The organism is Chryseobacterium sp. AG363 (genome assembly GCF_003610675.1).
Classification (GTDB): Bacteria; Bacteroidota; Bacteroidia; order Flavobacteriales; family Weeksellaceae; genus Chryseobacterium; species Chryseobacterium cucumeris.
In genome coordinates, this window is record NZ_RAQF01000002.1 from 1,049,911 (window position 1) to 1,074,085 (window position 24,175).

At 37.0% G+C, this 24,175-nt stretch carries 25 protein-coding genes; 18 read left to right on the forward strand and 7 right to left on the reverse strand.

The genetic code is table 11. The annotated features are described in order from the left end of the window. Positions 1–89: 89 nt before the first annotated feature. Genes DEU39_RS04680 through DEU39_RS04690 form a run of 3 tightly spaced genes read left to right on the forward strand, consistent with a single transcriptional unit; the run spans position 90 to position 2,109 of the window. Entirely contained in the window at positions 90–881 is a 792-nt protein-coding gene (locus DEU39_RS04680) for an SDR family oxidoreductase (protein ID WP_120231103.1), read from the forward strand. A gap of 4 nt (positions 882–885) precedes the next feature. Further along, entirely contained in the window at positions 886–1,287 is a 402-nt protein-coding gene (locus DEU39_RS04685) for a GlcG/HbpS family heme-binding protein (protein WP_120231104.1), read from the forward strand. Between the two features lie 15 nt (positions 1,288–1,302). After that, positions 1,303–2,109 carry a helix-turn-helix domain-containing protein gene (locus tag DEU39_RS04690; RefSeq protein ID WP_228436638.1) on the forward strand — a complete coding sequence of 269 codons (807 nt, stop codon included), beginning with the start codon at positions 1,303–1,305 and terminating at the stop codon, positions 2,107–2,109. A 207-nt stretch (positions 2,110–2,316) separates the two neighbouring features. Here DEU39_RS04690 and DEU39_RS04695 read toward each other — a convergent pair whose 3' ends face one another. From DEU39_RS04695 to DEU39_RS04710, 4 genes are all read right to left on the reverse strand, one after another. Next, positions 2,317–3,384 carry an SDR family oxidoreductase gene (locus DEU39_RS04695; RefSeq protein ID WP_120231106.1) on the reverse strand — a complete coding sequence of 356 codons (1,068 nt, stop codon included), beginning with the start codon at positions 3,382–3,384 and terminating at the stop codon, positions 2,317–2,319. Positions 3,385–3,469: 85 nt separating this feature from the next. Continuing rightward, entirely contained in the window at positions 3,470–4,054 is a 585-nt protein-coding gene (locus DEU39_RS04700; protein WP_120231107.1) for a Crp/Fnr family transcriptional regulator, read from the reverse strand. A gap of 49 nt (positions 4,055–4,103) precedes the next feature. Continuing rightward, the gene (locus DEU39_RS04705) at positions 4,104–4,550 is read right to left on the reverse strand and encodes a PPC domain-containing DNA-binding protein (RefSeq protein ID WP_120231108.1); all 447 of its coding nucleotides are present in this window, start codon (positions 4,548–4,550) and stop codon (positions 4,104–4,106) included. A gap of 11 nt (positions 4,551–4,561) precedes the next feature. Next, positions 4,562–5,434 (reverse strand): NAD(P)-dependent oxidoreductase, encoded by an 873-nt coding sequence (locus DEU39_RS04710; protein WP_228432527.1) that lies wholly within the window; start codon positions 5,432–5,434, stop codon positions 4,562–4,564. Between the two features lie 197 nt (positions 5,435–5,631). Here DEU39_RS04710 and DEU39_RS04715 point away from each other — a divergent pair, with 197 nt between their 5' ends. Together DEU39_RS04715 and DEU39_RS04720 are read left to right on the forward strand one after the other, a co-directional pair. Next, positions 5,632–6,261 carry a chloramphenicol acetyltransferase gene (locus DEU39_RS04715; protein WP_120231110.1) on the forward strand — a complete coding sequence of 210 codons (630 nt, stop codon included), beginning with the start codon at positions 5,632–5,634 and terminating at the stop codon, positions 6,259–6,261. 518 nt (positions 6,262–6,779) lie between these two features. Next, complete coding sequence (locus tag DEU39_RS04720; protein WP_062669594.1) at positions 6,780–7,121, forward strand: helix-turn-helix transcriptional regulator; 342 nt, start codon at positions 6,780–6,782, stop codon at positions 7,119–7,121. Between the two features lie 16 nt (positions 7,122–7,137). On the opposite strand, the gene DEU39_RS04725 is transcribed toward DEU39_RS04720, so the two are convergent. Beyond that, positions 7,138–7,869: an MBL fold metallo-hydrolase gene (locus DEU39_RS04725; protein ID WP_120232192.1), complete on the reverse strand. Its 732-nt coding sequence runs from the start codon at positions 7,867–7,869 to the stop codon at positions 7,138–7,140. Between the two features lie 244 nt (positions 7,870–8,113). On the opposite strand from DEU39_RS04725, the gene DEU39_RS04730 reads away from it, so the two are divergent. Next, entirely contained in the window at positions 8,114–9,310 is a 1,197-nt protein-coding gene (locus tag DEU39_RS04730) for an MFS transporter (protein ID WP_120231111.1), read from the forward strand. Positions 9,311–9,398: 88 nt separating this feature from the next. Here the strand turns inward: DEU39_RS04730 and DEU39_RS04735 are convergent, their stop codons facing one another. Then, a complete protein-coding gene (locus tag DEU39_RS04735; RefSeq protein WP_120231112.1) occupies positions 9,399–9,776 on the reverse strand; it encodes a winged helix-turn-helix transcriptional regulator in 378 nt (125 codons plus the stop codon). A gap of 157 nt (positions 9,777–9,933) precedes the next feature. Here DEU39_RS04735 and DEU39_RS04740 point away from each other — a divergent pair, with 157 nt between their 5' ends. The 9 genes from DEU39_RS04740 to DEU39_RS04780 all read left to right on the forward strand — a co-directional run bounded on the left by DEU39_RS04740 (position 9,934) and on the right by DEU39_RS04780 (position 17,405). After that, a complete protein-coding gene (locus DEU39_RS04740; RefSeq protein ID WP_120231113.1) occupies positions 9,934–10,863 on the forward strand; it encodes an alpha/beta hydrolase in 930 nt (309 codons plus the stop codon). A gap of 5 nt (positions 10,864–10,868) precedes the next feature. Next, the gene (locus tag DEU39_RS04745; protein ID WP_120231114.1) at positions 10,869–12,035 is read left to right on the forward strand and encodes an MFS transporter; all 1,167 of its coding nucleotides are present in this window, start codon (positions 10,869–10,871) and stop codon (positions 12,033–12,035) included. Between the two features lie 257 nt (positions 12,036–12,292). Beyond that, the gene (locus DEU39_RS04750; protein WP_120231115.1) at positions 12,293–12,994 is read left to right on the forward strand and encodes a DsbA family oxidoreductase; all 702 of its coding nucleotides are present in this window, start codon (positions 12,293–12,295) and stop codon (positions 12,992–12,994) included. 107 nt (positions 12,995–13,101) lie between these two features. Further along, positions 13,102–13,476: a hypothetical protein gene (locus DEU39_RS04755; protein ID WP_228436640.1), complete on the forward strand. Its 375-nt coding sequence runs from the start codon at positions 13,102–13,104 to the stop codon at positions 13,474–13,476. 35 nt (positions 13,477–13,511) lie between these two features. Continuing rightward, a complete protein-coding gene (locus DEU39_RS04760) occupies positions 13,512–14,093 on the forward strand; it encodes a nucleosidase (RefSeq protein ID WP_120231116.1) in 582 nt (193 codons plus the stop codon). A gap of 17 nt (positions 14,094–14,110) precedes the next feature. After that, on the forward strand, positions 14,111–14,632 hold the full coding sequence (locus DEU39_RS04765; RefSeq protein WP_062669578.1) for a GNAT family N-acetyltransferase: 522 nt from the start codon (positions 14,111–14,113) through the stop codon (positions 14,630–14,632). Positions 14,633–14,729: 97 nt separating this feature from the next. Further along, the gene (locus tag DEU39_RS04770; RefSeq protein ID WP_120231117.1) at positions 14,730–15,320 is read left to right on the forward strand and encodes a Crp/Fnr family transcriptional regulator; all 591 of its coding nucleotides are present in this window, start codon (positions 14,730–14,732) and stop codon (positions 15,318–15,320) included. 127 nt (positions 15,321–15,447) lie between these two features. After that, positions 15,448–16,425, forward strand: a complete 978-nt coding sequence (locus DEU39_RS04775; RefSeq protein WP_062669574.1) for a 3-oxoacyl-ACP synthase III family protein — start codon at positions 15,448–15,450, stop codon at positions 16,423–16,425. Between the two features lie 167 nt (positions 16,426–16,592). Then, a complete protein-coding gene (locus DEU39_RS04780; RefSeq protein ID WP_120231118.1) occupies positions 16,593–17,405 on the forward strand; it encodes an alpha/beta hydrolase in 813 nt (270 codons plus the stop codon). Between the two features lie 238 nt (positions 17,406–17,643). Here DEU39_RS04780 and DEU39_RS04785 read toward each other — a convergent pair whose 3' ends face one another. Continuing rightward, positions 17,644–18,741, reverse strand: coding sequence for a TauD/TfdA family dioxygenase (locus DEU39_RS04785; RefSeq protein WP_120231119.1), 1,098 nt, complete (start codon positions 18,739–18,741; stop codon positions 17,644–17,646). A 216-nt stretch (positions 18,742–18,957) separates the two neighbouring features. Between DEU39_RS04785 and DEU39_RS04790 the strand changes: the two genes are divergently transcribed. From DEU39_RS04790 to DEU39_RS04800, 3 genes are read left to right on the forward strand one after another with little or no spacing between them, the layout of a single operon-like run. Beyond that, the gene (locus DEU39_RS04790) at positions 18,958–20,484 is read left to right on the forward strand and encodes a pyridoxal phosphate-dependent decarboxylase family protein (RefSeq protein ID WP_120231120.1); all 1,527 of its coding nucleotides are present in this window, start codon (positions 18,958–18,960) and stop codon (positions 20,482–20,484) included. Continuing rightward, positions 20,456–22,864: a GNAT family N-acetyltransferase gene (locus DEU39_RS04795; RefSeq protein WP_120231121.1), complete on the forward strand. Its 2,409-nt coding sequence runs from the start codon at positions 20,456–20,458 to the stop codon at positions 22,862–22,864. The genes DEU39_RS04790 and DEU39_RS04795 overlap by 29 nt, the downstream gene beginning before the upstream one ends. Further along, positions 22,857–24,173 carry a lysine N(6)-hydroxylase/L-ornithine N(5)-oxygenase family protein gene (locus DEU39_RS04800; RefSeq protein WP_120231122.1) on the forward strand — a complete coding sequence of 439 codons (1,317 nt, stop codon included), beginning with the start codon at positions 22,857–22,859 and terminating at the stop codon, positions 24,171–24,173. The genes DEU39_RS04795 and DEU39_RS04800 overlap by 8 nt, the downstream gene beginning before the upstream one ends. Positions 24,174–24,175: the final 2 nt, after the last annotated feature.

The following is a 24,175-nucleotide window of genomic DNA, read 5'->3' on the forward strand; positions in this document are numbered from 1 at the left end:
GAGCTTTTCAGCAATATGAAAATGAACTTTCAGGCAATATTGACCTTCTTAAAATCTTTGAAATTTGTACATCATTAAAAAAGAATACAATGAGTAAAACAATTTTAATTACAGGGGCAGCAAGTGGATTTGGAAAGATAGTAGCTTTTGATCTTGCTAAAAAAGGACACAAAATAATCGCTACAGCTCAGGTCTATCCTCAAATGAGTGATTTAATCCGTGAAGCTAAAGAACAGGGAGTTGATCTGACTGTCGACAAACTGGATGTAACAAGCCAAAGAGATGTAGACTATATTGTAAAGAAATATGGTGATATTGACATTCTCATCAGCAATGCCGGAATTATGGAAGGCGGTCCGATTGCTGAACAGCCCGTAGATATTATCCGTTCTATGTTTGAAGTGAATGTATTTGGTGCATTGAACCTTGCACAAGGTTTTATCAAAAGGTTTGTAGAAAAGAAAAGTGGAAAGATTATTTTCACGTCTTCGATGGGAGGTTTATGGACCGTTCCTTATGTTGCTGCTTATTGCTCTTCAAAACATGCTTTGGAGTCTATTGCAGAAGGATTGAGAACTGAGTTAGCTCCGTTCAATATCAAAATTGCAACTTGTAATCCAGGTGTATTTGGAACAGGTTTCAATGATAGAGGCGTAGATTCTATTTTCCATTGGTATGATCCGAAAATCAACTTTACTCCTGAATCAGCGTTTGACGGAGCAGCAGAATCTTTGGCACATCAGCTTGATCCTCAGTCTATGGCCGAAGTGATTGTAAATGTAGCTTTAGATGACAACAGCAACTTCAGAAATGTTCATCCGAAGGAAACCGAAGAGTTTGTAAAACAGCTTCAGGCAGAGGCATGGACCGCAAAAAGCTAATATCATGGAGTTGAATTATAAAACAGCCGAAAAGGCTTTGCAAACAGCCAAGGAAAAAGCATTATCTCTAAATATTCCAGTAACTATTGCTGTGGTAGATATGGGCGGACACCTTATCGCATTAGCAAGACTGGATAGTGTTTATGGAGTGATTGATTTTGCCGTTAAAAAAGCAAGAACTGCCGCTATGTTTGGTGTAAATACTGAAATGATGGGAAGTATTATCTCAGAAACAGGCATCCATGGATATGGTATGCTGAATTCAAATGAAGGGCTTTTGACTATTGCAGGTGGTGTTGTCCTTCAAAATGCAGAAGGAAAAATTATTGGTGCTATAGGTTCTTCAGGAGGAAGCCCGGAGCAGGATAAGGAAATTGCAGAAGCAGGAGCACAGGCTATTGCTTAAATTTCAGATATTTGCATGATGGAAAATATTTCTGAGATCATATTTGACAAACTGGTTTATTCATGCGCCTTTGAATCTTACAGAGGCCATGAGGAGTTTATTCCGGATCATTTTCTGGGATTTCAGATATCAGGAGAGACTCATGCTTTTCATGAGCATGGTAAAACGGTGATTAAAGAAAATACCGTAGTTATGGTCAGAAAAAACCAACTGATCAGAACGATCAAATATCCTTCGAGCCATGAAAAGTATCAGTTTGTTTCCATTACATTGGATGATGAAACGCTGAGACAGTATGCTACAGAAAATAAAATAACCATAAATACAGGTTTTAGTGGTAATGAGCGGTTATTTTTTGAACCTGATGATTTTTTTAAGAGCTATTTTGCTTCTCTTATTCCTTACATTAATAAAACAAAGAAAATTCCCTCAAAGTTAGCAGCATTAAAGGTGAAGGAAGCTATTGAATTACTTTTGCTGAGTAATCCGGATGTTAAGAATCTTCTTTTTGATTTTTCTGAACCTCATAAGATTGATCTTAAAGAATTTATGAACAAAAACTTTATGTTCAATGTATCTGTAGATGCTTTTGCAAGACTTACAGGACGCAGTCTTTCGGGATTTAAAAGAGATTTCAGCAAAACTTTTGAAATGACACCCAAGCAATGGCTGAAAGAGAAAAGATTAAAAGAAGCGTACTATTTAATTAAGAACAGAGATAAAAAGCCTTCAGATATTTATCTTGATCTGGGTTTTGAGAATTTATCTCACTTTTATTCTTCCTTCAAAAAGAAATTCGGGGTAACGACTACGGAGATCTAACTTTTAACTACTAAAAAACATAATTACACTATAATTTAACTGTTGGAAAAACGCAAAGTCGCAAGAAAGGTTTTACAATGTGATGATTTTAAGTCGCAAGGATTTTATCTCTGATAAAATGTGATCCTGAATCGTTGATTAATCACAACATCTGCGAGAATCTATCGATCATTTATGATTTTCCGGCCTCTTTGCGTTTTCTTACTGTTATGGGATCATATTTTCTGATCTTAATCTTTCAAATACCTGTGTAAAAGAGTCTTCTGTACTTGTGTAAGCTGTAAAGCCCAGTTTTCTGCTTTTAGACATATCACACATCACTTCCAGAGGTCTCCCCAGATCCAGGTCAGTATGCCATGCAGACGACAGACGGTTAAGATTACTTTCTTTGAGATTATATTTTTCTGCAATGGCTGTCCAGGTTTCGTGATCGTTTTCCAGTTCTTTTTCAAGAGGTCTTATCGTTCCGTTGAAACCTTCAGCTTCTACACCAAACCAGACCGCCAGTTTTTTCCAAAGCCATTTCCATCGGAAAACATCTCCGTTAACAATATTAAAAGACTGGTTTTTTGCAGATTCTGTAGATGATGCCCAAACCAATTGTTTAGCCAGTATTTTGGCATCAGTCACATCTGAAACACCGTTCCATTGAGCCTCTGAACCTGGCCAGATGAACTTTCTTCCAGTTTCTTTGCAGATGCTGGCGTATACAGCCAATGTAGTCCCGATATTCATAAGATTTCCTATGGCATATCCAACTACGGTGTGAGGCCTGTGAATGCTCCAGGTAAAACCATCTCTTTCAGAAGCTTTATATACTTCGTCTTCCTGCGCGTAATAAAAGTTGGGAAGGGAAAGTCTTGGATGTTCTTCTCTGACAGGTGTTTCCGGTAAAACGCTTTCTTTAGCATAAGCTTCAAATGGCCCCAGATAATGTTTAAGCCCTGTAACCAAAGCCACATGCTGAACCGATTTTTTATGGGATAAAACGTTTAGCAGATTTCTCACCAATAGGCTGTTGACCTGGATATTTTCTTCTTCTGTGTCGTAGCGCATCCATGTGGTAAAGTAGATATGAGTGGGAGAGATCTCTTTCAGTGCTTCTGCAAGGTTCTGCTCATTCATCAGGTCTGCTTTAATAGGACGAAGACCATCAATAGGAGTGTTCGGGTTTCTGGATAATCCGTATGTTGTCCAGCCTTGTGCAATCAATTCTTCAGCAAGGTTACTTCCTGTAATTCCGGTAGCGCCAACTACCAATGCAATATTTTCCATAAGTATTGTAAAATTTCCTGTACAAAATTATGGCTGACAGAAGGCTTTACCATTGATGTGGATCATGCATTTGGGTTGATCTGGATCAAGGATTATTCATAAAATTCTTTTTACGGATTCTGCTTACGGTTTCAGGAGCAAGACCAAGATAAGAAGCAATAAGGTTGTGTGGAACTCTTTTGATCATTTCAGGATTCTTTTGTACCAGTTGAAGATATTTTTCTTCAGCCGTATAGCTATTGGAAACAATGAGTCTGTAATCTTTTGTCACAAGGCTGTTTTGATATAAAATTCTGAAATAGCGGTCCATCATAGGAATTTCCAGCATCATTTTTTCATAGTTTTCCAGGGTAATCATCAGGACTTCTGTTTCTTCAATAGCATCAATATTCAGGACAGATTTTTCCTGATTGATAAAACTGTTGAAATCTGAAATCCACCAGCCCTCAAAGGCGAACATATTGATGTGCTCATTTCCTTTTTCATCCAGAAAATAAGACTTCAGCAGCCCCTTGCTTACAAAAGACAACGATTTGCAGACATTTCCTTCCATAAGAAGATACTGTTTTCTGCGAAGTTTTTTAAGGGTAAAATAGGACTGAATCAGGTTCTTCTGTTCGTCCGTGATATCAACCTTGTTTTCGATATGGGAAAGCAGTACTTCAAACATCCAATAAATATTTCATTAAAATTACTATTTTTCAACAGCAATTGAAACCCTATTTTTCGAAATCATAGAGGTTGATGCCTATTTCTTCATTTTTGATTTTGACAGCCCTTGTATTCAATGGATAGAAAATAAATTCTGCCGCTCCCTGAATTTTTGCCTCCAGAAGATGCCCAGCCAAAGCGGTATAATCTTCTCTTCCCAGCGTTATATGAAGGTGAAGCGTCTGTTTCCCTTCTATTTCAGACACATTTCCGGAAATATTGGTGACTTCCATCTGTTCTTTGAAAGTCTTGTCTACATATTTTTTGGTTGCGGGATTAAAGAAGCGAAGGGTAGCTTCACTTACAGCTCCAATTCCGGTTACTTCTCCTGCCTGGATATTTTGATCCTGAATAAAATCCGTTAAAGTTTCTATAATATAGGAATGATTATCAAGACTCAAGAGGTAAATCTGATCTGTTTTTCTGGCAGACCAACGGTTTCCTTTGTAATTCATAATCTCTGTATTTATCTTATTGTTTTCAAATAATTGATGATTCCAATCACATCATCTTCACCAAAACCTTTGTCATGCGCATTTTGATAGGTTTGAATCAAAGCTTCGGAAAGAGGATAATCTGCTCCTGCATTTTTAGCGAGAAGAATGTCTTTCAGCATCAGATCAAGGGCAAATGCCGGAGCGTACTGATCTTCAATCAACAATGGTGTTTTTACTTTGGTTGCACCGCTTCCGCTGGCACTTTCGTTAATAATTTCCAGCATATCTGATCGTTCAATTCCTAATTTTTCTGAGAGTAAAACAGTTTCCGCCAGTCCCTGATAGATAGTGGACAAAAAATAATTGATCGATAGTTTCCCTGCGATTCCTTTTCCGTTTTCACCCAAATGTTTTACAGATTTTCCCATTTTCAAAAGATAAGGCATAGCGCGCTGGATATCGTTTTCCTCACCTCCTGCCATAATGATCAGTGTTCCTTCTTTTGCCGGTAAAGTACTTCCTGCTACAGGAGCATCAATAAAAGATGCTTCTTTTATTTTGAGAGCGGCAGCGGTTTCTGTGGACGTTTCCGAAGAAATAGTACTCATATCCACAAAGAGTTTTTCCTGAATATCTAAAGGAAGAATCTCTTTATATACTGCTTTTACAGCACTGTCGTTGGTCAGCATGGTGAATATAATATCACTGTTTTGTACAAGGTCTTTAATTTCGGTATAAACGGTAGATTTTTCCTGAAAACCTTTGGTTTTTTCCAATGATCTGTTGTAAACCGAAAGTGGAAAACCTGCTTTTTCAATATTCTTTGCCATAGGGTGGCCCATATTTCCTAGTCCGATAAATCCGATTTTTTCCATTATCCTATCTTTTATTTTGTTATTAATTAAGGTTGTATGTTTTCAATCTCCTGGATGAAAAGGAGTTAGTTGAAAAGTAAATCAATGAAAGTATAAAATATGATTGTTTTGCAGCAAAATATCGACCAAATGGGTATTTTACAAAATTAAGTTTTAATTATATTTTTCAGCATAAACTTTTAAAACCGGATAAACTTTCAGAAATTTGCAGCAAATAAGAATCAATGAAGATCGTAGATATAGAGAACTGGAACAGAAAAGAACATTTTGATTTTTTTTCTGGTATGGCAAGCCCTTATTTTGGATTTACAACCGAGGTAGACTGTACAAAAGCATATAATAGGGCAAAAGAAAAAGGGTATTCATTTTTTGCCTATTATTTCCACAAATCTATGGTGGCAATTAATACTGTGGATGAGCTAAAGCTAAGAATCATTGATGATCAGGTGATACAGTTTGATACCGTTCACGCTGGCAGTACGATTGGCAGACCGGATGGTACTTTCGGTTTTTCATTCACTCCTTTTTCAGAAGATTTCGAAACATTCAATGCCGCTTTGCAGGAGGAGATAAAAGGTGTTCATGCAAGTACAGGCCTTAGGTTAAGTAATGAAAGGCTGGGGAAGGACCACATCAGACACACCACCATCCCGTGGAACTCGTTCAGTGCGATATTACATCCTACTGATTTTAATACCACAGAATCGGTTCCTAAAATCGCCTTTGGACGGTTCAATATTCGTGAAGGAAGAAAATACCTTCCGGTTTCTATTGAAGCTCATCACGGATTGGCAGATGGAATTCATCTTTCTAGATATCTGGAAGAGTTTCAGAAAGGGTTGGATCAAGACTAAAAATAATACATAATTTATAAGAAAGCCGGATTTACAATAAATCCGGCTTTTTATGGATACATCATTATTCACTTCTGTGGTAAATACGCTGAAAACATTGATCGAGATCATAAAAAGTTAATGCAATAACCCACTACATTTACTTCCTGTTAAAATAAGACGCAAATAATGGGAAACAGGCTGATAAAAGCAGTTATGATATTTTGACTCAAAATATAACGTGGTATGTATGTGGTACACGTATTTAATAAAATTTTAATCATTTTTTTCTTTCTTTGCCTGTGTAAAAATGGAAAGAAATTCATAGGTGTTATTTTTTTAACAAAATATTTCAATAATTGCAAGCTATAAACCATAAAATATTGCATAATATTAATTAAAACTTATAGAATTTTGAATATATAAAAATTATTTTATTCCCGGTATTGATTCTGTAAAACACAAATTGAACAGTGAAAAAAGACTTTGTACAGATATACAAGAGATGTGGTATCTGAAATAAGAGATGAAAAAGTATTATGAAAAATAGAAAACCTGAAACTAACTTAGAGGATTTAACCCAAAAGATTCTTGTACAAGACGAAATAATGGCATTGGCTAAAGCAAATTCTCCTCGTCTCTTGAATAAATTCAGATTGGTTTATCCCGATTTTTTTAAAAAGTTATCTGATATACAGCCTTCCCTTAAAAATTCTGAACTGATCTTTTGTATTTACCTTAAGCTCAATATGACCACCAAAGAAATTGCAACCTGTATTTTTGTGACTCCAAAAGCAATACAGAACAGGAAAAACAGAATCAGAAAAAAATTGAATATTCCTTCTGAATTTGATATTTATAAATGGTTTAATGAAATTTAAACCATTTTTTCTGCATTTATACTTCTACTATGGCTTTATCCAGATCATGATATAAAAGAATTTTCCAGTTATTTTCTCTTGCTTCTTTTTCCCATTTAAGCCTTAGCTCCATTGCTTTTCTGCCATCGAAATCGCTTTTATAGGCCAAATGGTATTTTAAATAAGAAGCCTGAGGAAGATCATCGGCTCCGTAGAAAGCCGTTTCATCATTTTCCCTGATCCAGAAAACCTGCATAAAAGGAGTATGTCCGCCGACTACTTCATATGTAATTTCGTCTGTGATCTGTCCCTGGTTTTCATTCATCCAGATAATGTTCGGAAGTTGAATCAATTTTTCCAGGATATCAAAATCAAAAGAAGAATTTCCTTTCTTTTCCATTGCAAAATCCAGTTCGCGTTTCTGGATATACATCTGAGCATTTGGAAAAGCAGCTTCAAAACCATTTTCCGTAAGCTTTACAGCTCCTTCAATATGATCTTTATGGAGATGGGAAAGCAATAACTTTGTGATCTGTTCAGGACGAATATTTTCTTTTTTAAGAATTTCTGAAGCCACCGTTGTTCCGGACTCATTTTTCCAGCCAATTCCTGCATCCAAAAGGATATAATCATTTTCAGTAATAATAAGAAAAGGCTGCACAGACATTTTGATTCCTCCGATGGTATCAAAATTTTCTTCTGTTAAAAGCGTAAAATCTTTGGTTTTACTCGTTGAAAAATTGCCTTCTTTAAGTGGAATTATTCTCATGTTGCAAATTTCTTTAATATTTCTAATATTCAAAAGGTTTTTCATCGATATATATGATCAATAAAAACAATCATAGATACAGAATGCTGAGATTATTCTACTTATCGCAACATTACGGATTATTCATAAAGATGTAAAAGATGAGACCGTAAAATTTCTTTTTTTTATGATTATCTTTGATCTCTTAAAAATCTGACGATCTGCTGTCAGATGACTTTCAATTCAAATAAAAACTTTATACGCAATGCAGGAGAGTTCTTCCCAGGGTATTTCCCGGACTGTCATCTGGCTTATGGCCGTTATTTCCGGGCTTGTAGTCGCCAACAATTATTATAATCAGCCTTTATTGGCACTCATCTCTGAAGAACTTCAGGTTTCTGAAAGTGCTGCGAGTAAAATTTCTGTCCTTACACAGATTGGCTATGCATTAGGATTGCTGCTGATTGTTCCTTTGGGAGATAAGTTTTTCCGCAAGAAATTAATTTTAATTGATTTGTGTCTGGTTTTTGGTTCACTTTTATGGATGACTTTTGCTACTCAGTTGTGGATGCTGTATGCAGCCAGTTTACTGATTGGAGCTACATCAGTAATTCCGCAATTATTTGTCCCTATTGCAGCTGAGCTTTCATCTGATAAAGAAAAATCCTCCAATATCGGGTTGGTTATGTCCGGGTTATTGCTCGGAATCCTTCTGTCACGTTTTGTAGGTGGAATCGTAGGAGAAGTCTGGGGGTGGAGAGCCATGTTTGGAATTGCAGCCGGACTGATGATTCTTGTTTGGTTAGCTGTTTATAAAATGCTTCCGGAGCTGTCTCCTAATTTTAAAGGAAGTTATAAAGAACTGATGCGTTCTGTTGTCCAACTTGCCAAAACACAACCGATTCTTCAACTGGCATCATTCCGTGGAGCTATGGCATTCGGGTCGATGTGTGCTTTGTTTACCACATTGGTTTTTCACATGGAGAAACCTCCTTTTAATGCCGGATCGTCTGTAGTGGGAAGCTTTGGATTAGCAGGAGCTGTAGGAGCTTTAGCTGCAGCTAAGGTGGGGAAACTTCAAAAGTATCTGGATATTAACCGAATTATATTGTACTCTTTATTGATTGTGATAGGAAGCTGGGGCTTTACCTATTTTGCAGGAGAAACCTATTGGGGATTAATTGTAGGGGTGATTCTTGTTGATCTGGGAGTACAGTCGAGCCATATTATGAACCAGACCAATTATTTCCTGATTAAATCCAATGCAGTGAACCGACTGAATACGGTGTACATGGTATCTTATTTTATCGGAGGATCACTGGGAACCTGGCTGGCTTCTATCGCCTGGCAAAAGGCTCAATGGACAGGTGTATGCTTTGTAGGAACTGTATTTGGTGTATTGGCTCTGATCGCTCATATATTGTTTTCAAAAAGAGTAAATAAAGCAAACACAGAGATGTGATTTTTTATATTTTGACTTGCTGAAGAAGCGTGATTTTATCAAGATAAAATCACGCTTCTTTTATTTTCAAATCTGCAGATTCTAATCTTTACTCTTCAATTGTTTCCTGGGTCTGCATCATTTCCCTATGTTTTCCTCCCCATTCATCAAGCTGTTTCCAGATCGGAATCAACTCTCTGGCAATAGCTGTAAGTTCATAATCTACTCTTGGCGGAACTTCAGCATGGACAGTTCTTTTTACCAGACTTTCTTTTTCAAGTTCTCTCAGCTGAAGGGTTAGCATTCTTTCCGTTATTCCTGAAATAGAGTTTCTAAGTTCACTGAAACGTAATTTTCCGTCTTTTAACTTATTTAAAATAATCAGTTTCCAACGTCCTCCGATTTTGCATACTGCATAGCTCAGATCACATCCCTGGATATACTTTTTGTTGATATTATTCGTTGAGTTTTCTTTTATTTTGCCCATTACTTACAAATTTGTTAGTACCATACATTTAGCTGTATACAATGCAAATGTATGGTTTGAGATTTAATTTTGCTCATCAAAACAGAAAATAACTGCAAGAGGAAGGACAATAGCGCTCATGTTTTCCGCAGTAGCAACAACTTAAATCAAAATAAAAATGCAATTAACGCCTAAGATAACACAGATTTTAAATCATTTAGAAAGTATACAACCCTTCAATCCTCAGGATTCTTTAGACGGAGCAAGAAAATTTCTTGAAACCATGTCTCTTCAGCTTAGCGGGAAGAAAGAATCAGTAACCATGATTGAAGAGCTGCATATTCCACAGGAAAATCATCAGATTCCTATCCGTATTTACCGTCCTAAAGGAAGAGATGTTCAACAATCACCAGCTATTATTTATATTCATGGAGGATGGTTTATTGCCGGTGGGTATGAGACCCATGATGCTGTAGTCCGCAAGTTGGCTAATAAAACAGGAGCTGTAGTTATTTTTATAGATTACCGTCTTGCTCCCGAACATCCTTTTCCGGCTGGTCTAAATGATTGTATCGATGGTGTAAAATGGGTATTTGAAAATGCAGAATCTTTAGGAATCGATACTGATAAATTAGGAATCATAGGGGACAGTGCCGGAGCGGCTTTATCAACGGCAGTTTCTACTCAGCTGGGAAAACATCTGAAATTTCAGGTATTGATTTATCCTGCAGTTGATAATCAGTTGAATTCTAAGACCTGGGAAACCTATGAAAACGGTCCGGTTCTCAATAAACAGGGTGGGATAGAAGCATGGGCAGGATATCTTCCGGAAGATGAGAAAGATAATCCTCTGGCAATTCCTGTTTTAATCAGAGATTTTAAAGAGACACCACCTACCTTAATTATTCTGGCAGAACATGATCCTTTACTGGATGATGGAAAACAGCTTTCTGCCAATATGGAAAATGCGGGAATTAAGCTTAAAACAAGCCTCTACAAAGATATGGTCCATGGATTTATGCATATGGGAGAACTACTGGAAGAAGTACAGTCAGCAGTGAATGAAATGGCTGAGTTTGCCCATCAAAACTTAAAATCCGGCGAATAAGTATCATGAAGAAATATGCATACATTGGATGTCTGGGATTTATAGCGGTTATTACAACAGAATTTGGGGTGATCGGAATTCTTCCACAGATTGCAGAACATTATAAGATCAGCATAGACAAGGCTGGGTATCTCTTGAGTGCTTTTGCTTTAATTATTGCGCTTACAGGACCTTTTATGACTTTACTGACATCAGGTTTTGACCGTAAGAAAATAATGCTTACTGCGATTTTCATGTTTCTGATTACAGGATTTGTATCTTCTTTTTCACCTCCTTTCTGGCTGCTGATGTTGGTGAGAATTTTACCTGCATTCCTTCAGCCGGTATATATCGCGACTGCATTATCTGTGGCGGTATCTCAGGCAGATGACCGGAAAAAGAATGGATTAATGGGAATTGTTTTTAATGGAGTAGCCATTGCCATGGTAACAACAGTACCGTTTGCCACCTGGATTGCCGGGCTTTGGGCCTTTCAATATTCATTTATGATACAGACTGTGGTGAGTCTGATTGCTCTGATGGTAATTTATTTTATGCTTCCTCCAATGCCTGTGAAAGAGAAAAAATCTTATGGAAATCAGATCAGAATATTGAAGCAACCTCCATTTGTACTGAGTACACTGACTAATTTTTTCATGATTACTGCGTGGTTTTCTACTTACAGTTATTTTGCAGATTATCTGAACAAAGCCAAGGGAATGGATACTTCAATGATAAGCTATATGCTTCTGTTGTTTGGAATTATCGGAGTATTTGCCAATGGAGTTGCCGGAAAAATGCTTAATAAAAATGTGGCAGATACCACCGCTATTTTTCTTTCCGGAACGATTGTGGTACCTGTTTTTCTCTATTTTTCTGACGGAAACCTATGGGCAACGATTGCTGTTATTGGAATCTGGGGATTCCTTTATTCACCGAGCTTTTTGAATGCATCCACTTATATGATTTCTTCAGCACCGGAGTCACTGGAGTTTGCCAACAGCCTTGCTACCTCATTCGGAAATCTGGGGGTGACGGTGGGAACTACCATCGGTGGATGGGTAATCGTTACTAAAGGAGTAGAGTATATTCCCTGGATAGGCCTTGTTTTTGGACTTCTTGCCTTTGCAATGATGATTCTAAAAGGAATCGTAGGGAAGCGCAGACAGGTACTTTCCGCCTGTCAGAATTAAACTGTAATAATTTTTGTTACATTAAATAAAATACAGTATCTTTGTACTATTAATTTGAAATTGATTAAGCTTTTATTTTTGAACCATTAAGATTTAATAAGAGTTTAAGAGTATTAAGATGGGCTTCGCTTTACGATTAAAAATCTGAATGACTCATCTAACTACGCTTTATCTTTTAAATGTTTCTTAACGGTTTTAATAGAGATTGAATATTTTTTGATAAGTTTAAACAGTTTCTTGATTTAAAATTAAAGACAATGAAAATAGAAATCTGGTCGGACGTGATGTGTCCGTTTTGTTATATCGGAAAAAATAATTTTGAACAGGCTTTGAATAAGCTTCCTTTTAAAGATGAAGTAGAAGTAGAGTGGAAGAGTTTTCAACTGGATCCAACTCTAGACCCCAATAAAACTCAGGATACAATACAATATTTCAGGGAGAAAAAAGGAGTTGCTGAACCTCAGGCTGCTCAGATGCTGGGGCAGGTTACTCAAATGGGAAAAGGAGCCGGAATTGATTTTAATTTTGGGAAAACTTTGATCACCAATACCTTCAGTGCCCACAAACTGCTTCATTTGGCTAAAAAGCATAACAAATCTAATGAAATGGAAGAAGCATTATTTATCGCCCATTTTATTGATGGTAAAAACGTGGGAGATATAGAAGTTCTGGTTGATCTTGCTGAAAGTTTAGGAATTGATAAAGAAGAAGCAAGACAGGCCGTTACAACAGATCAACTGGATTATGAAGTCAACCAGGATATTCAGGAGGCGAGAAACAATGGAATTTCCGGAGTTCCTTTCTTCGTTTTGAATGGTAAATATGCCGTTTCCGGCGCGCAGCCTGCAGAGGTATTTGAAAATGCCCTTCAGCAGACGTATAAAGAAACCGTGAGCCCGTTTAAGGATCTTTCCGGTGAAAACGGAGCTTCCTGTGATGCAGACGGATGCAGCATCTAAGATATGAGAACCCCAAAATAGTTTTATTTTGGGGTTTTTAATTAGGTATATAATTGAATATTTATATATTTGAAAGACTTCAATGAAATCCGCTAAGATTTAAGAAAATGAACATTAACATTTTTAGATATACCTCAATTATTTCTTACCTGTTCATTATCTTAATGGGACAAATGATAGGATTACCATTTATTTTTTGGCTTCTATTTACTGCTTTTGATTTCTGGAATATAGAGCAAATTTTTGCTATATTAGGGCTTTTAGGTGCTATACTTAATGTTACAAGATGGAAAAATAAAGTACTCATAACAATTTTAAGTTTTATGATGATGCTTTCACTCATTATGGGCAGGATAGTGCAAACTCCCATAGAAAAGTTTAATTATTTTGCATTCAAGATTCCTTTGTTTCTGTTTATTGTATGTTATTTAATATTTATCGTTCTTAATGCAAAAAAAGGAAAACCTGTTGTATCTTTGTAATACAGTGTCAATAGCTGTATAAATCTGATTTCTCAATGATAAAAATTAACAACGAAAGTCATTATTCAATAGATGATACCCTTTTTGTTTTTGCATTAGATTCCGAAGCAGGAACCGTTTTTGACGATAAAAACAAATTAATTACCGGCATCGGAAAAGTAAATGCAGCGATTGAATTAACCAAAGAAATTCATACAAGAAAACCTAAACTGATCGTGAATTTAGGTTCTGCAGGAAGTAAAGGATTTCACAAAGGAGAAGTGGTATGCTGTACAAAGTTCATCCAGAGAGACATGGACGTAAGAGGATTAGGGTTTCAATTGTATGAAACACCATTATCCGGAGTACCACCTGTATTGGAATACGGTCTTAAAATGGATACTTTGAAAGAGGGAATCTGTGGAAGCGGAGACAGTTTTGAAATGAACCACTCTGAGACAGATTACAATATTGTAGACATGGAAGCCTATCCACTGGCATTGATTGCCCAACAGGAAAACATTCCGTTTTTATGTCTGAAATATATTTCTGACGATGCAGGAAGTGATGCTGCTGACGACTGGAGTGTACAGGTACATCTGGCTTCCGAAGCATTTAAGAAAATCCTTTTTTCATAACATTTATTCTTATCATTATGAGTTCAATTATCATTAATAAAGCCTCGGCTGAAGACGTAGAAATTGTACAAAGTTTAGGAATACAGACGTTTTCTGAAACTTTTGCAGAAGATAATACGGAAGAGGCCATGAAAAAGTATCTGGAAGAAAGTTTTAATACAGAAAAAATAAAATCAGAGTTGAATAATCCTGATTCATTTTTCTATATTGCCTGGGAAGAAGACAATCCTGTAGGCTATCTGAAAGTCAATTCCGGAGAGGCACAGACCGAACTTCAGGATGATACCGCCCTTGAAATTGAAAGAATCTATGTAAAGAAAAGCCATCACGGTAAAAAAGTGGGCCAGCTTCTTTATAACCAGGCTTTGGAAACAGCTGAGCAGCTTGGTAAATCATACTTATGGCTTGGTGTTTGGGAAAAAAACCTGAGAGCTTTACAATTTTACAGAAAAAATGGATTCGTTGAGTTTGATAAGCATATTTTCAGGCTTGGGGAAGAAGAACAGACCGATCTGATGATGAAAAAAGTATTGGATTAATTTTCTGCAAAACAGAAAGATTGTATGTAACCACTGATTACACAGGGTTTCACAGATGATTGTGTAATACAATCCTTTATACTTTCCAAATACCAAAATGAAGCATTCAGAATTTGTAAAACATATTAATCACTATTATCCTTTATCTGAGGAAACCATTAAAGATTTATTGGATATCTGTACAGAAGAGTACTACCGCAAAAACAATCTTCTGCTGGAATCCGGTTCTATGGCCAGATATTATTACTTTTTAAAGTCAGGACTTATAGGATATTACACAGTAGATGAACAGGGGAATAACATTTACAAAATCTTTTTTGAAGAAAACAGCTTTGTCGCTTCTACAGCTGCTATTATAAAAAATGAACCCAGCGATTTTAATATCGTTGCACTGGAAGACTGCTCAGTAATACAATATCCCGCAAAAGCCTATCGGGGATTGCTTGAAAAACACCATGACCTTGCTCTTTTTCATCTGTATTATCTGGAAAAAAACTGGGTAGTTAAAAAAGAACCTCTGGAAGTTTCCCTCAAATACGAAACAGCTAAAAAACGGTATTTGCAGTTGCTTGAAAACACCACTCTTTATAACAGATTAAAACAGCATCACATTGCTTCTTATCTGGGAATTACACCTACACAGCTCAGCCGGATCAAAAAAGAAGTTCAGGGAGATAAATACCATTAAATTTTACCCGTATTTTATAATAATCAGTTATTAATGATTTATTTCATGTTTCTGGGATATATCTCAATATTATGTTAAATTTACATTATATCACAAATAAGAGATATAATTAAAATATTAACCAGACATGAAGTTACACCACACGTATTTCTATCATCCTGATTTTGTAGAAAATAATACAGCCGTTATTGAACACTTTGAAAGGCAGGAGATTTCAATGCAAAAAATCCAGAATGCTTTAGGCAGGGCAGAACGTTTTATTGTTCCCGAGAATTCTTTTGAAACTACACTTTCTATGGGAATTGAAGCTGCAAGAGGAGTTCTTAAAGAAAGTAATATTTCAATCCTCGATATAGATATTATTATTTTTGTAAGCAGTTCTCCCGAACATCATATTCCCTGTGACGCCATCCAGATCCATCATGCGCTTAACGGAAAACCGAATACCCTATGTTATGATATGAACGCCAACTGTATTGGAGCGTTTATAGCGCTGGATCAGGTATCAAAATATTTAAAAGGAACCCGGTCCGGAACAAAAGCCTTGGTAGTTTGTGCCGAAAAATTTTCAAGGATATTAGATCCTGACAATCCGATTACCGCTTTTTGTCTTTCAGATTCTGCTTTTGCTTTCATCGTAGAAAATGATGGAGACAACACCTCAGGGTTATTAGATGTATTATATCATACAGACAGCAGTTTTTGTAATACCGTACTCTACCCACCTAAAGGAAATTCACGTCATGATCATGGCGATCTGACAACCTGGGATCGTATTTTTGACGGCATGGGAAGTGTTAATTTTGCACTGGAAAATATTCCTCTGTTCTTAAAGCGCAATCAGATAAGCCTTGAGCAGATTGATTTGTTTTTATTTTCACAGTTTTCTATCAGGAATATCAATATGATCCGTGATTACTTTCAGCTGCCGGAGGAAAAAATTCCTTTTTACTCTAAAGAGCTTGGGTATACCGGAGCATCCAGTCCATTTTTAGCTTTAGACCAATATCAAAAAGAAGTAAAATCATTGAAAAAAGGAGATTATATTCTTATATGGACCTTGGGAACAGGTTATCAGGCAGGATTAATGCTTTGGAAATATTAATCATTGACAGATATACTTTTATTAAAAGAATTAACAAAAGCTTCAACATAGGTTGAGGCTTTTATCTTTTTTATAGTACAATTTTGTTCTGTCAAAGATGTATTGGTACGTAATATGTTTAAAACGTAAGAGACCAGCGATTATCATTAATTAAAATTTATTTCAGCATGAAGAAGCTTATCAACATTGTATTTGTAATGACTGCCTTTGTACAGTTATCCGCACAAAAAATTATTCATCAGGAAGTTTTCAGTCCGAAAATGAATAAGAAAATCAAAACAGTAATTATTACCCCCAATCTTCAGCGTAATACGAAATATCCGTCCGTTTATATTCTTCACGGCTTCAGCGGAAATCCGGACAGGATTATCAAGCAGGATATTCCTGATCTGGTTAAAAAAGCTCAGCAATTTAAAACCATTTATGTACTGCCGGATGGAAACTACAGTTCCTGGTATGTAGACAGCCCGGTTGTTAAGGATTCGCAATATCAGACTTTTATTGGAAAAGAACTGGTAGAATTTATTGATAAAAACTATCCTGTGAAAGCTGAGAAGAAATTCCGCGGGATTTTAGGATGGAGTATGGGAGGCTATGGAGCTACCAACATCGGGGTTACGTATAACAAGACATTTGGAATCGTTGGAAGTTCATGTGGAGCACTGGACTTCAATTCGTTCGGGGAAGGATATCAGAAATATATGGTGAATAAAGTGCTGGGACCATTGGAGTCTATCAATCCGAATTTCCTTACGGACAACAAAATAAAACTGATGGCCGCAGCAGATCAGCAATATATTTTCGACTGTGGTACAGAAGACACTCAAATGATTAATATGAACAGCAATTTTCATAAAAAGCTGACTGAAATGAAGATCCAGCATCTCTACACAGAATCTTTAGGCGGGCACGTTCCGGAATACTGGAGCAGATCATTATCGGAACAGTTGTCTTTGTTTGACAGATTTTTTAAACAATAAACCCTTTTTTAAGTTTCGACTAAAATCCGCTTCTATTGATATAAAAACTAATCAATATTCAATAGGAACGGGCTTTAGCCCGTTTAAATAAATAGATAATAAATCCATTGGCTTTAGCCAAAACTTACTTTATTAACCTTTTAAAAGGGCTAACCAGAAAAAAAACCTTTTCGGGCAATGCCCAAAAAGGTTTTCGACTGATTGAATGTTCAAAAATACCAACTAACCAGGCATTCTATTAAAAATGTTGAAAATTTTTCCCCAGATGTTCCTCAATCACAAAGAACGGATCTTCCGTAAGGGTGTGTGCTCTCATATCAATAAGACTTACTTTGCTCATCATACGAAGCATAATCCTTCTTTCACATGGCTGTTCTACACCATCAATATTTCTTATTCCCGCACGGAAGGCCGATCTTCCATGAGCACATAAGTGATTATTAACAAGAATAACATCACCAGCCTGAGGAGTAAATCCTGAATAAATCAAATGTCGGGCTTCTTCCCAGAATTCATGCAGTGTATGCTGTGCTTCATCAGACTGTCTGATGCTGGAATTGAAAAGCTGTTCAGCAGCATCGAATCTCATGAAAGGAAGGTTATAATTGCCATACAATACAGAATCCAGGGTTTCTTCTTCACTGTTTGCCGTTTCCAGGTTGGCGTCTTTTGGAATTTTATAAATAGGATCAAAAAGTGCTCTGTACTTTTCCCCGATAGACTCATGAGAACGGATGGAATATAGCGTTGAAGGAACCTGCTCTTCGTTTCTCACATACATAAAGCTTAAAAAATCAGCCTGATGTTTCAGAAAAGCGTCTTCCGTATGGACATATAAATCTGTAGAAGATCCTGATCCGGTTTGCGTTTCCTTCATTTTTTCATCAGGAATGATGGCATGGATCAATCCGCCGCCTTTACGCTGTGAATAATATTGTACAGGCTTTGAGGGAAGTGCCCCATGAATAAGCGCACACGCAAAACCATATAAATTAAACTTTGAATAATCTGCCGATTGCCAGTTGGGTGGAGTAGAACCTATTTCCTCCTGATCTATATCCATCAATCCTGTAAAAACCAGCGCGCCATACTGATTTTCAGAAAAGTCACTCGCAAAATCAGCTGCTATATTTAGAATCCTTTCCGGAAGAAAATAAGAGGCCAGTTGATGTACATGCTTTATAAAATCACGGTTTTCATAAGTGTCATACTTTTTCTGAAGATGCAGAGCAGCATCTTTTATCATTCTTCTTTCCTGAGAGGTGACTTCTATGACCGTAGGAAGCAGTTTTACAGCTGTTAAACAGTCTTTATCTAAAATTTCTGTAGAATTCATTAAAAAAAATTTGGTGTTAAGTAATAATTTTTATCTTTGTTTTTAATTATTCTAAATAACAATAGCTAAGTCAAATTTAGTAATAATTATGTAATCACCAAATAAAATATAATAAAAAATGCAAAATTTAAAAACCTGACTATTAGATATATATAACCATATATCGAAAAAACCACAACAACTCACAGATTAAAAAAATCACATTACAAAACTTTTATGAACAACAATTTAATATCCCTTGAAGCGCTCACAAGCACAACTTCACCCCACATTTCGGGGAATTTTGGGAATATTTTTCATCCTGACAATTATGATCATTATCGTAATGCTGTCAACAGTACTTTGGACCTGGTTCAGGAATTTCTTCACAGAAACAACAAACCTTTCAGTGGTATAGAAGCCAGAACAATGAAAGGAATGGTACAACAGATTGATCTTAACCAAAAACTATCCAACTATAATGAGCTGCTGGCTGAAGTAGATGAAATCTATGTGAAACATGCCACCGCTTTTCACTTACCACAATATGTAGCGCATCTTAACTGCCCTGTAGTCATTCCGGCATTGGCAGGAGAAATCCTTGTAAGTGCTATCAATTCTTCTCAGGATACTTATGATCAGAGTGCGGGAGGAACCTTTATGGAAAGAAAACTGATCGACTGGACTGCCGGTCAGATCGGATATAATCCGAACGAAAGCGATGGCGTTTTCACAGCAGGAGGCTCACAGAGCAACCTAATGGGATTGGTGATGATGCGTGACTGTTTTTCTCAGAAAAAATATAACCACAATATTAAAATGGATGGTCTGCCAGCGGAGGCAAGCCGTTTCAGGATATTTGTTTCCGATAAATCTCACTTCAGCAATCTGAAAAATGCATCCATTATGGGATTGGGTGAGAAAAGTATTGTTAAAGTTCCGACCGATGACCGTTTCCGTATGGATATTTCTCTTTTAAAGAAATACATTAAGAGGGAAGAGCAATTAGGAAATATTCCTATCGGAATCGTAGCGACAGCCGGAACGACAGACTTTGGAAACATTGATCCACTGGATGATATCGCCAATATTGCAGAACATTATAACATCTGGATGCATGTAGATGCCGCTTACGGTTGTGCTTTATTATTAAGCGAAAAATACCGTGATCTTATCAATGGCATTGAAAGAGCCGACTCTGTAACGATTGATTACCACAAATCATTCTTCCAGCCGATCAGCAGCAGTGCTTTTATTGTGAAAAACAAAAAAGAACTGTTGATTCTTAAACACCACGCAGATTATCTGAATCCTAAGGAAATGGACGAAGAGGAAATTCCTGCACAGATCAATAAATCCATTACGCAAAGTACCCGAAGATTTGATGCGCTAAAACTTTGGTTTACCCTAAGAATGATGGGGAAAGAACAATTGGCAGAATACACAGATACGGTGATTGATCTTACCAAAGATGCTGCAGCGATGATCTCTGAAGATACTGATTTTGAACTCCTTTCAGATTCCGACTTGAGTGTTCTTGTTTTCAGGTATGTAAATCCGGAAATCAGTGATCTGAATGCCTTGAATCAATACATCAAGATGAAATTGTTCTATAGCGGAGAAATCCTTGTAGCCAGTACAAAAGTGGATGGGAACTTCTATCTGAAGTTTACCTTCCTGAACCCGATTACGACTACGGAGGACATTCATCAAATTCTCACCACAATCAAAGCACATGGAAAAGACTTTAATTCAGAAAAATAAAACGGGAGAAAAAGCCCGGGAAATTACTTTCAGAATTCTGTTGAACGGAATGCTGAGAGAACTGGGAAACGGAAAATTCTATCAGGGCGTTCCGAAATATGATCTTCTTACAGCAAAGGCTCTTCAGAACAGTGATTATTCATTGTTTATGAGATTTGAAATGAAAAAAAGCGGACTGTTTTTATTTGCTCCGGTTTCCTATCGTTCCGAAACTCTTTTTCATGAATACGGACCTGTTTTGTGGGCGGTAGATCATCAAAACCAAGAAGTTTTTGAAGTGAATGATCAAAAGCTTACTGAACTGGTTTACAAAGAACTTTCTGAAACTACCAACGAAACGAGTTTTAGAAACTTTGTGGAAAGAATTCAAAGCAGCTTAAGAAATCTGGAACTGACAACAGAAGCCTGCCTGCAGGATGATCAGTTGTTGACCTATTCTTTCCTTGAATCTGAGCAAATGCTTCCTGCAGGCCATAATCTGCATCCTTTCACCAAATCAAGAATGGGATTTTCTGAGGAAGAACAGTTGTTATACGGCCCTGAATTCGGAAAAGGATTTCAGCTGGATTACTTCCTGATCCATAAAGACTGTATTACAGAAAAATCTCTTCCAGGAATTTCTGCAAAAGAAATCTTTGAAAAATGGACTTCTTTACCGGAAAGCTACGATTTTGAAAACATCAATGATTTTTATATAGTTCCATGCCATCCATGGGAGGCACAATATCTTTTATCTACAGAAGAATATCCTGAAATGCTCGGTTCCGGGAAAATCATTCACATCGGGCCATTGGGTGAGGATTTTTATGCAACATCTTCCATAAGAACGGTGTATAATCCAGATTTCAGCTGGATGTTGAAATTTTCTCTGCATGTTTTAATGACAGGATCTGTAAGAACAAACAGCTTAAAAGATCTCAACAGAGGTTATGCTTCCGCAATCTGGTGGCAGCACGAAAAAGCTTCATTTGAAAATGACTTTCCGAATTTTAAATTATTACTGGAACCATCCACGTTAAGCGTTCATTATGAAGGGAAGAATATGGACAGTCTCAATATTCTGCTCCGGGAAAATCCTTTTTCCAATGAAGATAAAGTGATTCTATTGGCAAGGCTATGTCAGGATGAATCTACAGACGGATTCAATTTTACGGCGCATTTCTTTAAAAATGTAGCCAATCAACTGGGTGTAGATGCAGAAAAAGCAGCGATTATCTGGTTTGAAAAGTATGTAAATCTATTGCTTTCTCCTTTAAACAGATTATACAATCAATTCGGGATGGCTCTGGAAGTACATCAGCAGAATCTGCTTGTACAATTGGATAATCAATTGCTTCCTCAATCTATTTATGTGAGAGATGGACAAGGTTATTTAATCAAAGAAAGTTTCAAAGGAAAATATGAATCTTTGATCAAAGATTATCCTGAAGTGGAAGACCTTTTCATCAGAGATGAACGTCTTCTGGATATTATTTCACACCATCTTTTGGTAAGCAACCTGAGTGCACTGATTGCTTCAATAGGTAAGACGGGACTGGTTAAAGAAAGAAGATTAATCCATATTCTGTACAGAGAGTTTGAAAACCTTCATGAAATTGAACCTTCCTCATTAACGGACTATGCTTTAAACCAAAGATATTGGGCTGTAAAATCAAATCTTCAGTCGGCGGTTGCTGATGTAGATGGAGGTGTAAATGCTTCTTCAATTGCTTATGCTAAAGTTCCGAACCTTCTTCACAAACACTTCTTCTCGGATCAATTAATAAATCCGCAGGGAACAGAGGTTTTCTTTAAAAGGTACTTCCAGAAAGAAGACGTGACGATGAGTATGCGTCCTATAGATCTTGAAAACGACCTTGAAATGCTTCATGAATGGTTCAACCGTGAACACGCCGTTAAAATCTGGCAGATGAACTGGTCCATTGACGAATTGGAAACCTATTACAGACTGATGCTTCCAGGTGATGAAGCCCATAGCTATATTATTGCCGGAAATGATGAGCCTTCCTGTAATATCGAGATCTATTGGGCATGCAGAGATATTGTAGGCGATTATTACGAAGTATTGCCTACCGACTACGGAACGCACCAGTTTATTGCACCTACCGATCCAAAGAAAAAATTTGTCTCTCCATCCACGCAGTCTATGGTGGATTATGTTTTTGCACAGCCACAGGTAGGAAAAATGGTAGGCGAAGGATCTGTAGACTCGCTTGCGTCTATGATGAATAAAGCCCACGTAGGCTTCAAAGTAGACAAAGTAATTGAAATGCCTCATAAAAAAGCCAATCTGAACTTCTGCTACAGAGAATGGTACTGGGAAAAATTCCCACAGAATAAAGAGGTACAAATCACCACAAACATCACAAAAAATGACTAACGAAGCCGTATACAATGTAATAGGCATAGGTATAGGCCCTTTTAATCTGGGACTTGCCGCATTATCTAATCCGATTTCAGAACTGAAAACCCTTTTCCTGGACCAGAGAGATGGTTTCGACTGGCATCCGGGACTGATGATCGACCATGTAACCCTGCAGACACCATTTTTATGCGACTGCGTATCAATGGCCGATCCAACGAATCCTTTAAGCCTTTTAAACTATCTGAAAGAAACCGGAAGACTGTATAAGTTTTTTATCAGAGAAGATTTTTTCATTCCGAGAAAAGAGTACAACCGTTACTGCCAATGGGTGATTGAACAGCTTCCGCAATGCCGTTTTTCTACTCAGGTAGTGGATATTACGTATGAAGACGGTTTATATCATGTAACGACTATTCATACCAAAACCAAAGAAACGACTATTTTTAAAACGGAAAGACTGATTTTAGGAACAGGAACACAACCTCATATTCCTTCTTTCATTCCGAAGGATGATTCCCGTGTTATTCATACCAGTTCTTATCTGTATAGAAAAGAGGAATTGTTATCTCAAGGAAAGAAAATTGCCATTATCGGATCCGGACAGAGTTCAGCAGAAGTTTTTTATGACCTGCTTCAAAACAGGAACGAAGAAACACAATTGGGATGGTATTCCCGACCGGACAGATTTTTCCCTATGGAATATTCTAAGCTGACACTGGAGCTTACTTCACCTGATTATGTAGACTATTTCTACAACAGAAGCGAATCTGCAAGAAAAACCATTTTAAGCAAGCAGCAGGCTCAGTTTAAAGGAATCAATTACGATCTGATCAATGATATCTACGATTTCATCTATGATCTGAATATCGATAATGCGGATCCTAATCTTACAATTATTCCTAACAGCCAGCTGAACAGAGTAGACAACAGCAATCCGGATTTCATCAATCTTGAGTTTACCCAACTGGAACAGGAAGTACCTTATGATCAGGAAGCAGATTATCTGATTCTGGGAACCGGATACCGTTATCACGAGCCTGCATTCTTGAAGAATATTCAGGATAGAATCAAAAGAGATTCCAGCGGATTGTTTGATGTCAACAGGAATTATTCAATAGACCACAACGGAGGCGAAATCTATGTGCTTCACGCCGAAGTTCATACCCACAGCTATATTTCTACCGATCTGGGAATGGCTGCGTACCGTAATTCCTACATCATCAATGATATTCTGGGAAGAGAGCATTATAAAATTGAAAAGAAAATTGCTTTCCAGGATTTTGATGTCGAAAAATATGCTGACTTACCAACTGCCAAAATTTAATC

Coding starts and splice junctions, on each gene's coding strand:
- DEU39_RS04680 (WP_120231103.1), top strand. CDS start 90: ATGAGTAAAACAATTTTAATTACAGGGGCAGCAAGTGGATTTGGAAAG.
- DEU39_RS04685 (WP_120231104.1), top strand. CDS start 886: ATGGAGTTGAATTATAAAACAGCCGAAAAGGCTTTGCAAACAGCCAAG.
- DEU39_RS04690 (WP_228436638.1), top strand. CDS start 1,303: ATGATGGAAAATATTTCTGAGATCATATTTGACAAACTGGTTTATTCA.
- DEU39_RS04695 (WP_120231106.1), bottom strand. CDS start 3,384: ATGGAAAATATTGCATTGGTAGTTGGCGCTACCGGAATTACAGGAAGT.
- DEU39_RS04700 (WP_120231107.1), bottom strand. CDS start 4,054: ATGTTTGAAGTACTGCTTTCCCATATCGAAAACAAGGTTGATATCACG.
- DEU39_RS04705 (WP_120231108.1), bottom strand. CDS start 4,550: ATGAATTACAAAGGAAACCGTTGGTCTGCCAGAAAAACAGATCAGATT.
- DEU39_RS04715 (WP_120231110.1), top strand. CDS start 5,632: ATGAAGATCGTAGATATAGAGAACTGGAACAGAAAAGAACATTTTGAT.
- DEU39_RS04720 (WP_062669594.1), top strand. CDS start 6,780: ATGAAAAATAGAAAACCTGAAACTAACTTAGAGGATTTAACCCAAAAG.
- DEU39_RS04725 (WP_120232192.1), bottom strand. CDS start 7,869: ATGAGAATAATTCCACTTAAAGAAGGCAATTTTTCAACGAGTAAAACC.
- DEU39_RS04730 (WP_120231111.1), top strand. CDS start 8,114: ATGCAGGAGAGTTCTTCCCAGGGTATTTCCCGGACTGTCATCTGGCTT.
- DEU39_RS04735 (WP_120231112.1), bottom strand. CDS start 9,776: ATGGGCAAAATAAAAGAAAACTCAACGAATAATATCAACAAAAAGTAT.
- DEU39_RS04740 (WP_120231113.1), top strand. CDS start 9,934: ATGCAATTAACGCCTAAGATAACACAGATTTTAAATCATTTAGAAAGT.
- DEU39_RS04745 (WP_120231114.1), top strand. CDS start 10,869: ATGAAGAAATATGCATACATTGGATGTCTGGGATTTATAGCGGTTATT.
- DEU39_RS04750 (WP_120231115.1), top strand. CDS start 12,293: ATGAAAATAGAAATCTGGTCGGACGTGATGTGTCCGTTTTGTTATATC.
- DEU39_RS04755 (WP_228436640.1), top strand. CDS start 13,102: ATGAACATTAACATTTTTAGATATACCTCAATTATTTCTTACCTGTTC.
- DEU39_RS04760 (WP_120231116.1), top strand. CDS start 13,512: ATGATAAAAATTAACAACGAAAGTCATTATTCAATAGATGATACCCTT.
- DEU39_RS04765 (WP_062669578.1), top strand. CDS start 14,111: ATGAGTTCAATTATCATTAATAAAGCCTCGGCTGAAGACGTAGAAATT.
- DEU39_RS04770 (WP_120231117.1), top strand. CDS start 14,730: ATGAAGCATTCAGAATTTGTAAAACATATTAATCACTATTATCCTTTA.
- DEU39_RS04775 (WP_062669574.1), top strand. CDS start 15,448: ATGAAGTTACACCACACGTATTTCTATCATCCTGATTTTGTAGAAAAT.
- DEU39_RS04780 (WP_120231118.1), top strand. CDS start 16,593: ATGAAGAAGCTTATCAACATTGTATTTGTAATGACTGCCTTTGTACAG.
- DEU39_RS04785 (WP_120231119.1), bottom strand. CDS start 18,741: ATGAATTCTACAGAAATTTTAGATAAAGACTGTTTAACAGCTGTAAAA.
- DEU39_RS04790 (WP_120231120.1), top strand. CDS start 18,958: ATGAACAACAATTTAATATCCCTTGAAGCGCTCACAAGCACAACTTCA.
- DEU39_RS04795 (WP_120231121.1), top strand. CDS start 20,456: ATGGAAAAGACTTTAATTCAGAAAAATAAAACGGGAGAAAAAGCCCGG.
- DEU39_RS04800 (WP_120231122.1), top strand. CDS start 22,857: ATGACTAACGAAGCCGTATACAATGTAATAGGCATAGGTATAGGCCCT.